Raw genomic sequence first — 13965 nt, 5'->3', positions numbered from 1 at the left:
CGCCACCTCCGCCTTCCCCGTCCCCTGCCAAGCGTTTATTTTGAAGTTTTTTCAGAGAATCTCTAACAACTTCAAACACTTGACTCGCCTCGATCACTCGTCAGCGGGAGGCGAATTTTACAGCGTTTGGAACCGCTGTCAACCACCTTTTTCACCGCTTTCGATCAGGAGATCGAAGCTGCCTCCTCGCTGCTTACTTCGGTTAACTCTTTGATTCTCAAGGAGTTTTCCGTTTCGTCTGCGCCGGAAGTGGGGCGAATTATAGAGAGATTCAGGAGGGCGTCAACACTTAAATTCAACAAAGTGTCATAAAAGCCAAAACACCCTATAAAAGCAAAGGGGGTGGGCCTTGCGGCCCCCCCCCTTCCTTTACTGCGTACTGCTACTTACAAGCTTGGGAACGCGAATTGCGAAGCCTCATGGCTGGCGCGCTGCGGCCAACGCTGGGTGATCGCCTTGCGGCGGGTATAGAAGCGCACGCCATCCGGGCCGTAGGCATGCAGGTCACCAAACAGCGAACGCTTCCAGCCGCCGAAGCTGTGGTAAGCGACCGGTACAGGCAGCGGCACGTTGACGCCGACCATGCCGACTTCGATTTCGTCACAGAACAGACGCGCCGCTTCACCGTCACGAGTGAAGATGCAGGTACCGTTGCCATACTCGTGATCGTTGATCAGCTGCATGGCTTCTTCCAGGCTGTTCACGCGAACGACGCACAGAACCGGGCCGAAGATCTCTTCTTTATAGATGCGCATTTCAGGGGTGACGTTGTCGAACAGGCAGCCACCCAGGAAGAAGCCTTCTTCGTTACCCGGTACCACCAGGCCACGGCCATCGACCACCAGCTTGGCGCCGGCCTTCACGCCGTCGTCCACGTAGCCGGCTACCTTGTCGCGCGCCTGGCCGGTCACCAGTGGGCCCATGTCCAGGCCGCAGGAAGTGCCTGCACCGATTTTCAGCGCCTTGACCTGGGGAATCAGCTTGGCAACCAGTGCGTCGGCCACCTGGTCACCCACGCAAACGGCAACCGAGATCGCCATGCAACGCTCGCCGCACGAACCGTAGGCTGCGCCCATCAGTGCGCTCACGGCGTTGTCCAGGTCGGCATCGGGCATCAGCACCGCGTGGTTCTTCGCCCCGCCCAGTGCCTGCACGCGCTTGCCGCGCTTGGTGCCTTCGCTGTAGATGTACTCGGCGATTGGGGTCGAGCCGACAAAGCTCAGGGCTTTGACTTCCGGCGCTTCGATCAGCGCATCGACCGCTTCCTTGTCGCCGTGCACGACGTTGAGCACGCCATTGGGCAAACCGGCTTCGTGCATCAGCTGTGCAATATAGAGCGTGGAGCTCGGATCTCGCTCCGACGGCTTGAGGATGAAGCAGTTACCGCAGGCAATGGCCAGTGGATACATCCACAGCGGCACCATGGCCGGGAAGTTGAACGGGGTGATACCGGCAACCACGCCCAGCGGCTGGAAGTCGGACCAGGCGTCGATATTCGGTCCGACGTTGCGGGTATATTCGCCCTTCAGAACTTCCGGAGCGGCACAGGCGTACTCGACGTTCTCGATACCGCGCTTCAATTCACCGGCGGCGTCTTCCAGGGTCTTGCCGTGTTCTTCGCTGATCAGTTGAGCGATGCGAGCTTCGTTCTGCTCCAGCAGTTGCTTGAAGCGGAACATTACCTGGGCACGCTTGGCTGGCGGGGTGTTGCGCCAGGCCGGGAACGCAGCCTTGGCGGCATCGATGGCCTGTTGCATGGTGGCACGGCTTGCCAGAGGCACTTTATGAATGGCCTGGCCGGTCGACGGGTTGAAAACGTCAGCGGTGCGGTCGCTGCCGCTGACCAGGTCGCCATTGATCAGGTGCTGGATAGTGCTCATGCAAAACTCCTAAAGGGGGTTGTTCGAGGGAGAGTCGGCTCGCCCCCGTCACACAAAGAGGTCATCAGTCGATCTGGTTCAGCACTTCGCCAACGGCGTCGAACAGGCGGTCGAGCTCTTGTGGCTTGCTGTTGAAGGTTGGCCCGAACTGCAGGGTGTCGCCGCCGAAGCGCACGTAGAAACCGGCTTTCCACAGCTTCATGCCGGCTTCGTAAGGGCGCACGATCGCGTCGCCATCGCGGGCAGCGATCTGGATTGCGCCGGCCAGGCCGTAGTTGCGGATGTCGATGACATTCTTCGCGCCTTTGATGCCGTGCAGCACGCTCTCGAAGTGCGGCGCCAGCTCGGCGGCCTGTTGCACCAGGTTTTCCTTCTGCAGCAGGTCCAGTGCGGCCAGGCCTGCGGCGCAAGCGACCGGGTGAGCCGAGTAGGTGTAGCCGTGCGGGAATTCCACAGCGTATTCCGGGGTCGGCTGGTTCATGAAGGTCTGGTAGATCTCGCTGCTGGCGATCACCGCGCCCATCGGGATGGCGCCGTTGGTGACCTGCTTGGCGATGCACATCAGGTCTGGGGTAACGCCGAAGGCGTCGGCACCGAACATTGCCCCCATGCGACCGAAGCCGGTGATCACTTCGTCGAAGATCAGCAGGATGTTGTGCTGGTCGCAGATCTCGCGCAGGCGCTTGAGGTAACCCTTCGGTGGTGGCAGCACGCCAGCGGAGCCGGCCAGGGGCTCGACGATCAGCGCGGCGATATTCGAAGCGTCATGCAGCTCGATCAGCTTGAGCATTTCGTCGGCCAGGGCGATACCGCCCTCTTCCGGCATGCCTTTGGAGAAGGCATTGCCTGGCAGTACGGTGTGAGGAATGTGGTCGACGTCCAGCAACTGGCCGAACATCTTGCGGTTGCCATTGACGCCACCCAGGCTGGTACCGGCAATGTTCACGCCGTGATAGCCACGGGCACGGCCGATCAATTTGGTCTTGGTCGCCTGGCCTTTCAGGCGCCAGTAGGCACGCACCATCTTCACCGCAGTGTCGGCGCACTCGGAACCGGAGTTGGTATAGAAGACGTGATTGAGGTTGCCCGGGGTCAGGTCAGTGATTTTCTCGGCCAGCTGGAACGACAGCGGGTGGCCGAACTGGAAGGCTGGCGAGTAATCGAGCACACCCAGCTGGCGCGCTGCGGCTTCCTGGATTTCCTTGCGGGTGTGACCGGCGCCGCAGGTCCACAGGCCAGACAGGGCGTCATAGATCTTGCGGCCCTTGTCGTCGGTCAGGTAGCTGCCCTCGGCGGCCACGATCAGACGTGGATCACGCTGGAAATTGCGGTTGGCGGTGTAGGGCATCCAGTGCGCATCGAGCTTGAGCTGGCTGGCCAGACCGACAGGAGCGTTTTCGGGCAAATTCATGAGCAAAACCTCGCAAGGTGTTATGCAGTTTTATTGACAAGCGTTGTTGCTGCTACGTTGTCACGAGGATAAAGTCTGGAAAATCCTACTTTTCTAACCTTCAGTTAGCCGGTCACTAAACTATGAGTCGTCGTCAGGAAGCCCTCGCGCAAGTCAGTGATTTTGATATTCGTTTGTTGAAGATCTTTCGCAGCGTGGTGGAGTGCGGCGGCTTCTCGGCGGCAGAGAACGTACTGGGGATTGGCCGTTCGGCCATCAGCCAGCAAATGAGCGATCTCGAACAACGTCTTGGCCTGCGGCTGTGCCAACGCGGTCGTGCAGGCTTCTCGCTGACCGAAGAAGGGCGCGAAGTCTATCAATCGGCTCTGCAATTGCTCGGTGCCCTGGAAAGCTTTCGCACGGAGGTCAATGGCCTGCACCAACACCTGCGCGGCGAACTGAATATCGGTCTGACCGATAACCTGGTCACCCTGCCACACATGCGTATCACCCATGCCCTGGCCCAACTCAAGGACCGCGGCCCGGACGTGCGCATCCAGATCCGCATGATTGCCCCCAGCCAGGTCGAGCAAGGCGTACTCGACGGCAGCCTGCACGTCGGCGTGGTACCCCAGGCAAGCCCCCTGTCGGGGCTTGAATACGAATTTCTGTATGGCGAACGTTCGCTGTTGTACTGCGCCGTCGGTCATCCGCTGTTTTATGTCGATGACAACCAGCTTGCCGATGATCGGCTCAATGCCCAGGATGCGATCGCCCCGACCTTCCGCCTGCCCGCCGAAATCCAGGCCCTTTATCAGACGCTCAATTGCACAGCCAGTGCCTCGGACCGTGAAGGCATGGCGTTCCTGATCCTGACCGGGCGCTATATCGGCTATTTACCGGACCATTACGCCAGCTTCTGGGTACAGCAGGGACGCTTGCGTGCCCTCAAGGCCAGCGAGCGCTTCTATGACCTGAACCTTTGCTGGGTAACCCGCAAGGGTCGACGCCCGCACCTGGTACTCGAAAGCTTTCTCGAGAGCCTGGCCGCCACACGCTGACAGTTTAAGTGCTTGTCTGTTGCCTTGGGGTGCGCTATCAGTGCACCTGATGCTCCCCACACGACCTGTTCGGAACCGCCCATGACCTTAGAAGTCCCGGCGCATCGCGCCCAAGCCATCGGTAAACCTGCCAGTCGAATCCGCCAGAAGAACGAAGAAGCCATTATCAAGGCCGCCGAGAACGAGTTCGCCCGCCACGGCTACAAGGGCACCAGCATGAACACCATTGCGCTGAATGTCGGGCTGCCCAAGGCCAACCTGCACTATTACTTCACCAACAAACTGGGCCTGTACATCGCAGTTCTGAGCAACATCCTCGAGTTGTGGGACAGTACCTTCAATACCTTGAGTGCCGACGACGACCCCGCCCAGGCATTGAACAGCTACATCCGCGCCAAGATGGAGTTTTCCCGGCGCAATCCGCAAGCTTCGCGCGTTTTCGCCATGGAGATCATCAGCGGGGGCGAATGTTTGAACGAGTACTTCAACCAGGATTACCGTACCTGGTTTCAGGAACGTGCCGGAGTGTTCCAGGCGTGGATCAATGCTGGCAAAATGGACTCGGTCGATCCGGTAAACCTGATTTTCCTGCTTTGGGGCAGCACACAACACTATGCCGACTTCGCCGCCCAGATCTGCCGGGTGACTGGCCGCAGTCGTCTGACCAAGCAAGACATGGAAGAAGCCAGCAACAATCTTGTCCACATCATTCTCAAAGGCTGCGGCCTGACCCCGCCAACCGATAGCTGACCTGCACATGCCCTCTACCCTGCTCGGCCCTTGCGAGTATCGCGAAGAGATTCGCAAGAGCCGCTTTATCACCTTCGCCGCCCCGATTACCAGCATCGCCGAGGCTCAGGACTTCATCGCGCGCTTGAGCGAGCCCGATGCCACGCATAACTGCTGGGCCTGGAAGCTCGGCGACCAGTACCGCAGCACCGACGACGGCGAGCCAGGCGGTACGGCAGGCCGGCCGATCCTGGCGGCAATCGAAGCGCAGGACTGCGATCAGGTCGTGGTACTGGTCATTCGCTGGTATGGCGGCATCCAACTGGGCACCGGCGGCCTTGCTCGCGCTTATGGCGGCGGCGCCAACAAATGCCTGCAACAAGCTGAAAAACGCCTTCTGGTCAGTCGAGTCGCTGTTACCTGCAACTGCGGCTTCAATGAATTGGCCCTGTTGAAAATCCGCCTGGCCGAGCTCGATGGCCTGGTCACGAATGAAACCTTTACCGGCAACGGCGTCGATCTTGAGCTGGCGCTGGGTGAGGCCTGCATCGAACCCCTGCAACGACAACTGGCCGACCTCAGTCGTGGTCGCATCCTCTTGCAGCGCGTTGCCGCAAACGTTTAACAATTGCCCACACCTACTGTGCACCCGGCTGTGGATAAGCTCTGCACATTCAGCTGCAGGCCTTGATCCGCGTGGCCTTCAGCCAAGCGATCAGATTTTGATCAAGATTTGATGACAAGGCTCGAAACGCCTGAAAATCAGACGCTTAGGGGCGTATATCGCATTTGGAACATAGCTGATGGGCACTTATACCCAGCCCTTTCGCTTGCACACAGATACTGTGGAGCATTCTGTGGATAACCCGTGCACGCCTGTGCCAATGGCTTGTCGAGCAGCGCTCGGCGCTACCTGTACGTTTTTTAACCAGAGCATTTCGACATTTACTGACGCCGACTGCTGAGGCAGTGTGTCCACCATCAGCCTGTGACATAGGGATTTTCATCATGACTGCTGTAAAAACCGCTTTGATCATCGGAGCCTCCCGTGGACTTGGCCTGGGCCTCGTCAAGCATCTGCTCGAAGACGGCTGGCAGGTCACTGCCACCGTGCGCGATCCACAAAAGGCCGATGCCCTGCTCGCACTGCCCGGCGTACAGATCAAAACGCTGGACATGAACGATCGCCAGCAACTGGATCAATTGGGTGTCGAACTGCAGGACCAGGTTTTCGATCTATTGTTCGTCAACGCCGGGATCAAGGGCCCGGCCGAGCAGGACGCCGAAGTTGCCCGACAGCAGGACATCGGCGAACTGTTCATGACCAATGCCATCGCTCCGATTCGTCTGGCCCAGCGCTTCGCCGGGCAGGTACGCAGCGATACCGGGGTCATCGCCTTCATGAGTTCGGTGCTGGGCAGCATCACCATCCCCGACGCTCCGGAGCTGGCGCTGTACAAGGCCAGCAAGGCAGCGCTCAACTCCATGACCAATACCTTCGCCACCCAACTGAGCGACCCGAGCGTGACCGTGCTGGCCATGCACCCGGGCTGGGTCAAGACCGACATGGGCGGCGAAGGCGCGGACCTGGACATCGACACCAGCACCGCCGGCCTGGTTGAACAGGTCAAGGCCTATGCCGGCAAGGGTGGGCTCTGGTTTATCAACTACAAGGGCGACAGCCTGGTTTGGTAAGCCCGTGAATTGAATCCGCCGCAGCGAGGCAGTAGACTGAATGCCTCGCCCCCGCGGCGGACCTGGATCAGCAGACAGGGCAACACTGAGCTGGCGAACCTGAACCCACTTTCAGAGGAGCCGGCAAAATGCCTGCGACCCGCATCTGGTTAAAAAACCCCCTGGCCATTTTCACCGCCAACACCCTCGACGCCCGTGGCGGCCTGGTGCTGGAAAACGGCGTCATCCGCGAAGTCCTCGCCCTTGGTCAACAACCCTCCAGCCCCTGCACACAGGTCTTCGATGCCCGTGAACACGTGGTGCTGCCCGGCCTGATCAACACCCACCACCACTTCTATCAGACCCTGACCCGTGCCTGGGCCCCGGTGGTCAACCAACCGCTGTTCCCATGGCTCAAGACCCTCTACCCGGTCTGGGCGCGGTTGACCCCGGCCAAGCTCAAGCTGGCCAGCACCGTGGCCCTGACCGAACTGTTGCTGTCGGGTTGCACCACGGCGGCCGACCATCATTACCTGTTCCCTGATGGCCTGGAAAACGCCATCGACGTGCAGGTCGAGACCGTCCGCGAGCTGGGCATGCGTGCCATGCTGACCCGTGGTTCGATGAGCCTTGGCGAAGCAGACGGCGGGTTGCCACCGCAGCAGACGGTACAGCAGGGTGAAGTCATCCTGGCCGACAGCCAGCGCTTGATCGAGACCTACCACGAGCGCGGCGAGGGTGCTCGCATCCAGATTGCCCTGGCGCCTTGCTCGCCGTTCTCGGTGACGCCCGAGATCATGCGCGCCAGTGCCGAACTGGCCGAAGCGCTCGACGTGCGCCTGCACACCCACCTGGCCGAAACCCTCGACGAAGAAGAGTTCTGCCTGCAACGCTTCGGCCTGCGCACCGTGGATTACCTGGACAGCGTCGGCTGGCTCGGTCCGCGCACCTGGCTGGCACACGGCATCCACTTCAACCCGGACGAAATCGCCCGCCTGGGTGCCGCCCGTACGGGTATTTGCCATTGCCCGAGCTCGAACATGCGCCTGGCTTCCGGTATCTGCCCAACCATCGAACTGACCGATGCAGGAGCGCCGTTGGGTCTGGGGGTGGATGGCTCGGCGTCCAACGATGCCTCCAATATGATTCTCGAGGCACGCCAGGCGCTGTACATTCAGCGCCTGCGCTATGGTGCCGAAGCCATCACCCCGGAACGCGTGCTCGGCTGGGCCACCAAGGGCTCGGCGCAACTGCTCGGGCGCACCGACATCGGCGAGTTGGCCGTGGGCAAACAGGCCGACCTGGCGTTGTTCAAACTCGACGAGCTGCGTTTTTCCGGCAGCCACGACCCGATCTCGGCGCTGTTGCTGTGTGGTGCGGACCGGGCCGACCGGGTCATGGTCGGCGGCGAATGGCGCGTGGTCGATGGGGAAGTCGTGGGGCTGGATATCAAGCAACTGATTGCCGATCACCGCCAGGCCGCCCGCGAACTGATTTCCGGCTGAGGTTCTTTATAACCCCAGTATCGCCAGCATGATGAAGGTGGCGAACAGCACAAAATGGGTCATCCCTTCGATGGCGTTAGTTTCGCCATCGTTGAGGTTGATTGCGCTGACGATCAGGGTGATGAAGACCATCACCGTCTGCACGGGAGTCATGGCCATCTGAAAAGGCTGGCCAGTATAGAGCGCCATGGCTTCCATCACCGGCACCGTCAGGATCACGGTGGACAGTGATGCGCCCAGCGCGATATTGACCACCGACTGCATGCGATTGGCCAGCGCCGCGTGCAAGGCCGTCAGTATTTCCGGTGCGGCGGAAATCGCCGCCACCACAATGGCCGTCAATACCGGCGGTGCACCACTGCCTTCCAGGCCATAGTCCAGTGTTTTGGACATTACTTCGGCCAAAGCGCCGATCACCACCAGGCCAAATACCAGAATGCCGATCGAGCGCGCCTGGTTGACCGGCGGACCTTGGTCGGATGGATTTCGTCGTCTTTTCTGTGGATAGCTGTAGCTGAAGAAGTAACTGTGCGGCCCGACCTGCATGCGCAGGAACAAGGCGTACAGCACCACCATGGCGCCGATGGTGAAGGCTGAATAAACTCGCCAGACCTCCTTGGGAATGAACTCCGGCACCACCATCGATACGCCCATGGCTGTCATGATCATGACGCCGTAGGTGCGTGCCGAATCGTCGTTGTAGGGCTGCTCGCCATGCTTGAGGCCGCCCATCAGCGCGGCCAGGCCGAGAATTCCATTGATGTCGAGCATCACCGCCGAATAGATGGTATCGCGTACCAGCGTCTTCGATGCCTCGTTACTCATCATGATCGCCAGGATCACCACTTCCACCAGCACCGCCGCCAGGGTCAGGATCATGGTGCCGTAGGGGTCTCCGACCTTTTCGGCGAGGAATTCGGCGTGCTGGGCAACTCGCATCGACGCGCAGACGATAGCCGCTACCAACACCACCCCGCCGGCCAGCGCAATGCCATGCCCTTGCCCGAGCAACCAGGGCTCCAGCGGGTAGGCCAGCAGGGCCATGAACACGGCCAGCAGCAGGAAGGTTTCTTGGCTGAGTAATCTGAACATCGAAGGCCCCGAGTCGTTGCACTCCGATAGAGACTGTAGCCTCTCCCGACTACCTCGTTCCCACGCGCAGCAAAGGAATGCCGCGCCAGACGCTCTGCGTCGACCCACCGAATGCAGCGCAGAGCGCTGCAAGGGGCATTCCAACGCAGAGCGTGGGAACGAGGACTACATGCACTGTAGAATGGTCCGATATGCACCTGATGAGACACCTATATGTACGAATGGCTGAACGCCCTGCCCAAGGCCGAACTGCACCTGCACCTGGAAGGTTCGCTGGAGCCCGAATTGCTGTTCGCCCTGGCCGAACGCAACAGGATCGCCTTGCCGTGGAATGATGTTGAAACCCTGCGGGCGGCCTATGCCTTCAACAACCTGCAAGAATTTCTCGATCTCTACTACCGGGGTGCAGACGTACTGCGCACCGAGCAGGACTTCTACGACCTGACCTGGGCGTACCTGCAACGTTGCAAGGCGCAAAACGTCATTCACACCGAGCCGTTCTTCGACCCGCAGACCCACACCGATCGCGGCATCGCCTTTGAAGTGGTACTGAACGGAATCACCCGCGCGCTGAAGGATGGCAAGGAGCAACTGGGCATCAGCAGCGGCCTGATCCTGAGCTTCCTGCGTCACCTGAGCGAAGATGAGGCCCAGAAAACACTGGATCAGGCACTACCGTTTCGCGACGCGTTCGTAGCCGTCGGGCTCGACAGCTCGGAAATGGGACACCCGCCCAGCAAATTCCAGCGTGTTTTCGACCGTGCTCGCAGCGAAGGTTTCCTGACTGTCGCCCATGCCGGTGAAGAAGGCCCACCCGAGTACATCTGGGAAGCCCTCGACCTGCTCAAGATCCAACGAATCGATCATGGTGTGCGTGCCATCGAAGACGAACGGCTGATGCAGCGAATCATCGACGAGCAGATCCCGCTGACGGTTTGCCCGCTGTCCAACACCAAACTGTGCGTTTTCGACCACATGAGTCAGCACAACATTCTCGATATGCTCGAGCGTGGCGTGAAAGTGACGGTCAACTCCGATGATCCGGCCTACTTCGGAGGCTATGTGACCGAAAACTTCCACGCCCTGCATACTCACCTGGGCATGACTGAAGATCAGGCCAGACGCCTGGCCCAGAACAGCCTGGACGCCCGCCTGGTCAAGCCTTGAGCTGAACTGACCGACGTCCCCCGACGGGGCGTCGGGTCTACCGGGGCTTCAAGCCGGTGCCTGTAATCGGGCCTGGACCTGATAGATGACGGCCGGCTCTTCAGATAACGCACACTCGTCGAGCCGGGCTATATTGCTGATCTCCTTCAATCCTGCCGCCGTGACCTGAACGGCCCGGCTGTCATCATTGAGCTTCAACCAACCGGACTGGATGAACAGTTTCAGCAAACTGCTCCCCAGCGCACCACCCAGATGGGGACGCCTATCGCTCCAATCGCTGCAACAGGTGCATAGGGTCTGCTTTTCGCGCCGCGCCAAGGCCTGGGTATAAATGCCGTAAGTGGCCAACTCCAGACTGCCTTTGACCGTGACCTCAATCCGATTATCCAGCGACTCGATCCAGCGGGCATCAATCAAACGCTGATACAAATCAGCCGCCAATTCGCCACTCAAATGATCCCTGCAGATACGCGCTCTACGCATGGAAACCGTGGCCTCTTGCAATTCCAGATTTGCGTCGATAGCGCACTGCGGGGCATTACTGGCAACAGAAACACTGGCCAGGGCCTCGACGGCAACACCGACCTCTGGCGCCGCCAGACGAAAGAACCGCTGTCGGCCTCGAGCTTCTCGCTTCAATAACCCCCCTGCCGATAACCGCGCCAAATGTGCACTGGCCGATGAAGGACTCAATCCCGCCAGAGAAGCCAGTTCCTCGGCAGCCCGCGCAGTTCCATCGATTAAGGCCCATATCATTGCGCTGCGTTTGGGATCTGCCAAAAGCGTCGCAATCTGGCTGATACAAGGTATATGTTCCATGCTTCACTCCCTGTTAAAACATTTGTCTATGGCATGTATTGAACAGCCACATGAACAGCGCCAGCAAAAAACCGGCTTTATAATATGGACAGCCAAAATAAAAAAACTAATGACCCTTTGGCATGTCCACTGCCATGGAAAAACCTCTTGCTGGCAATCGCTGCCCGACCAGTATAAGCCTGCACACTTATATACAATCGAACGAAAAAAATCAGTCGCAGGCTTTGTTACCCGCCCTCTGTCGCAGATACGCCAAAGCACTGAGGAAACAATATTTTACCAACCTGCCAAGCCTTTCACCCAAAGCCTTCTAACTCGGACCTTTGCAGCCCCGCCAAATAAAACCGGATATGCTTGCAAGTAGGAAAAGCCTACACGCAAGGTATATAAAACAGGCAAAAAATACCGCATGCAAAAAACCACAAAAAAGCACCCATTACTGCTGATCTAACAGACTACCCTAGTAGCCTTCGTTATTTCCCCAATTAAAAGCACACATATCCTACAAGCTACTCCGAATTAACGACCGGGCGCCTGCATCAACAACGTCTCGCAATGAGCCTTGAGCATGTCATGCAGCAGTCTGACCGGTTTACTCAGCTGGGCACGGTGGGGACACAGCAACATCAGGGGAGCCCGCTCGCACCGCAGCGTCGGCAGCAGCACCTTGAGTCGCCCGGCCTTTACATCACCAGCCACATCCAGCCACGACTTGTAAGCCACCCCTGTCCCTGAGAGCGCCCACAACCGAACCACATCGGCATCATCGGAAAATCGATTGCCGCTGACCGTCAAACCGAACTCACGCTGACCATCATGAAAGCGCCAATGGTCATGGACCCGGTCACCCAGCATGTACAACAGGCAATTATGCTGCGCCAGATCGGCGACTTCTCGCGGCTCGCCGTGCCGGGCGAGGTAGTCTGGAGAGGCGCAGAGCACCCGGCGATTGTCACTGGCAATGGGCAAGGCCACCAGACTGGAGTCCTCCGGGTCCCCGTAGCGCAGGGCGATATCCACCGGCTGGCGAAAAAGATCGGCTATGCGGTCACCCAACAACAGGCGCACCGTCAGCTTCGGGTGTTGGCGCTGGAATTCGTCCAGCCAGGGCAACAGCACGTTGCGGCCGAAATCCGAAGGTGCGGACAGTTGCAACACGCCGCTGACCTGCTCCTGACCGCGATCGAGCAGGCGCCGCCCTTCGTCCAGGCTGTTCAAGGCCGCCCGGGCATACTCTAGAAACCCTTCGCCCTGGGCCGTCAAACGCAGGCTGCGCGTTGAGCGGGCAAGCAAGCGGGCCCCCAGTTGTTGCTCGATACGCTTGAGCGCCGCACTGGCCACCGCGGGCGACATGTCCATGATCCGCGCAGCGGCAGACAGGCTGCCCAGTTCCGTAGCACGCACGAACAACTGCAAATCATCGAATCGCAACACCTCGAAGCACCCGCCCATTTTCAAAATAATATTGAAAGAGCCTGCAGTATTAGTGGCTTTTATCGGAAAGTGAATTAGCCAATCATCAGTCCATTGCGCTTCACTACCTCACGGCACAGCCCCCTGGAGCATTTGCATGAAAGCCATCGCCTACTTCCACTCCCTCCCCATCACGGACCCGGCCTCGCTGCAAGATATCGAGCTGCCAGAGCCTGTCGCCGGCCCACGCGACCTGTTGGTCGAAGTCAAAGCCATCTCGGTCAACCCGGTGGACACTAAAGTACGCCAGAACGTCCAGCCCGAGGCGGGATCAGCCAAGGTACTGGGTTGGGACGTCGCCGGCGTGGTCAAGGCGGTGGGTAGCGAAGTCAGCCTGTTCCAGCCTGGCGACAAGGTGTTCTACGCCGGCTCCATTGCCCGGGCGGGTGGCAACAGCCAATTGCATGTTGTCGATGAGCGAATTGTCGGGCACATGCCCAGGTCGCTGGGTTTCGCCGAATCCGCCGCGCTGCCGTTGACCGCGATCACGGCCTGGGAACTGCTCTTCGAACGCTTGCAGATCAGCGAAAGCCAATCCGATCAGGGCCAGAGCCTACTGATCGTCGGAGCCGCCGGTGGCGTGGGATCGATCCTCACGCAATTGGCCAGACAACTGACCGGCCTGAAAGTCATCGGCACCGCGTCTCGCCCGCAAACCATGGCCTGGGTGCGTGAGCTGGGCGCTGACCTGGTGCTCGACCACAGCCAGCCGCTGGCCGAGGAACTCAAGCGCCAGGGGTTGGCCCAGGTGACGCATGTTGCCAGCCTGACCCAGACCGACCAGCACTTCGATCAACTGGTCGAGGCCCTGGCGCCACAGGGCAAGCTGGGACTGATAGACGACCCGAAACTGCTGGATGTAACCAAGCTCAAGCGCAAGAGCCTGTCGTTGCACTGGGAGTTCATGTACACCCGCTCGCTGTTCGAAACCCCGGACATGCTCGAACAGCACAAGCTGCTCAACCGCGTCGCTGAACTGATCGACGCCGGCACCCTGAAAACGACCGTGGGTCAGCATTTCGGCACTATCAATGCCGCGAACTTGCGACGCGCACACGCACTGCTGGAAAGCGGTGCAGCAAAGGGTAAAATCGTACTGGAAGGCTTTTGATCCGCATCACAAATTTCGTCAGGCCCGCGTTGATCGAACGCGGGCCTGACCGTCAGTCCGGCAG

General features: G+C 59.5%; 12 protein-coding genes. 7 read left to right on the top strand and 5 right to left on the bottom strand.

Annotated elements, in window-relative coordinates; translation table 11 throughout:
* Positions 1 to 386: 386 nt before the first annotated feature.
* Positions 387 to 1880, bottom strand: coding sequence for a CoA-acylating methylmalonate-semialdehyde dehydrogenase (locus tag F2S13_RS16770; protein WP_166362756.1), 1494 nt, complete (start codon positions 1878 to 1880; stop codon positions 387 to 389).
* A 64-nt stretch (positions 1881 to 1944) separates the two neighbouring features.
* On the bottom strand, positions 1945 to 3291 hold the full coding sequence (aptA, locus tag F2S13_RS16765) for an omega-aminotransferase AptA (RefSeq protein ID WP_166362754.1): 1347 nt from the start codon (positions 3289 to 3291) through the stop codon (positions 1945 to 1947).
* A 122-nt stretch (positions 3292 to 3413) separates the two neighbouring features.
* Between aptA and F2S13_RS16760 the strand changes: the two genes are divergently transcribed.
* From F2S13_RS16760 to F2S13_RS16740, 5 genes are all read left to right on the top strand, one after another.
* A complete protein-coding gene (locus F2S13_RS16760; RefSeq protein WP_166362752.1) occupies positions 3414 to 4331 on the top strand; it encodes a LysR family transcriptional regulator in 918 nt (305 codons plus the stop codon).
* Between the two features lie 81 nt (positions 4332 to 4412).
* Positions 4413 to 5081: a TetR/AcrR family transcriptional regulator gene (locus tag F2S13_RS16755; RefSeq protein ID WP_166362750.1), complete on the top strand. Its 669-nt coding sequence runs from the start codon at positions 4413 to 4415 to the stop codon at positions 5079 to 5081.
* A gap of 7 nt (positions 5082 to 5088) precedes the next feature.
* On the top strand, positions 5089 to 5685 hold the full coding sequence (locus F2S13_RS16750) for an IMPACT family protein (RefSeq protein WP_166362748.1): 597 nt from the start codon (positions 5089 to 5091) through the stop codon (positions 5683 to 5685).
* A gap of 383 nt (positions 5686 to 6068) precedes the next feature.
* Positions 6069 to 6755 (top strand): SDR family oxidoreductase, encoded by a 687-nt coding sequence (locus tag F2S13_RS16745; protein ID WP_166362746.1) that lies wholly within the window; start codon positions 6069 to 6071, stop codon positions 6753 to 6755.
* A 128-nt stretch (positions 6756 to 6883) separates the two neighbouring features.
* Positions 6884 to 8239, top strand: a complete 1356-nt coding sequence (locus tag F2S13_RS16740; RefSeq protein WP_166362744.1) for an 8-oxoguanine deaminase — start codon at positions 6884 to 6886, stop codon at positions 8237 to 8239.
* A 6-nt stretch (positions 8240 to 8245) separates the two neighbouring features.
* On the opposite strand, the gene F2S13_RS16735 is transcribed toward F2S13_RS16740, so the two are convergent.
* Entirely contained in the window at positions 8246 to 9331 is a 1086-nt protein-coding gene (locus tag F2S13_RS16735; RefSeq protein WP_166362742.1) for a calcium:cation antiporter, read from the bottom strand.
* Between the two features lie 213 nt (positions 9332 to 9544).
* Between F2S13_RS16735 and F2S13_RS16730 the strand changes: the two genes are divergently transcribed.
* Entirely contained in the window at positions 9545 to 10498 is a 954-nt protein-coding gene (locus F2S13_RS16730; RefSeq protein WP_166362740.1) for an adenosine deaminase, read from the top strand.
* 48 nt (positions 10499 to 10546) lie between these two features.
* On the opposite strand, the gene F2S13_RS16725 is transcribed toward F2S13_RS16730, so the two are convergent.
* Together F2S13_RS16725 and F2S13_RS16715 are read right to left on the bottom strand one after the other, a co-directional pair.
* Positions 10547 to 11317, bottom strand: a complete 771-nt coding sequence (locus F2S13_RS16725) for an ArsR/SmtB family transcription factor (RefSeq protein WP_166362738.1) — start codon at positions 11315 to 11317, stop codon at positions 10547 to 10549.
* Positions 11318 to 11836: 519 nt separating this feature from the next.
* On the bottom strand, positions 11837 to 12751 hold the full coding sequence (locus F2S13_RS16715) for a LysR substrate-binding domain-containing protein (RefSeq protein ID WP_166362734.1): 915 nt from the start codon (positions 12749 to 12751) through the stop codon (positions 11837 to 11839).
* A gap of 136 nt (positions 12752 to 12887) precedes the next feature.
* Between F2S13_RS16715 and F2S13_RS16710 the strand changes: the two genes are divergently transcribed.
* On the top strand, positions 12888 to 13901 hold the full coding sequence (locus F2S13_RS16710; RefSeq protein ID WP_166362732.1) for a zinc-binding alcohol dehydrogenase family protein: 1014 nt from the start codon (positions 12888 to 12890) through the stop codon (positions 13899 to 13901).
* Positions 13902 to 13965: the final 64 nt, after the last annotated feature.

The organism is Pseudomonas akapageensis (genome assembly GCF_011355085.1).
GTDB lineage: Bacteria > Pseudomonadota > Gammaproteobacteria > Pseudomonadales > Pseudomonadaceae > Aquipseudomonas > Aquipseudomonas akapageensis.
This window is presented reverse-complemented; position numbering and strand designations above follow the sequence as displayed.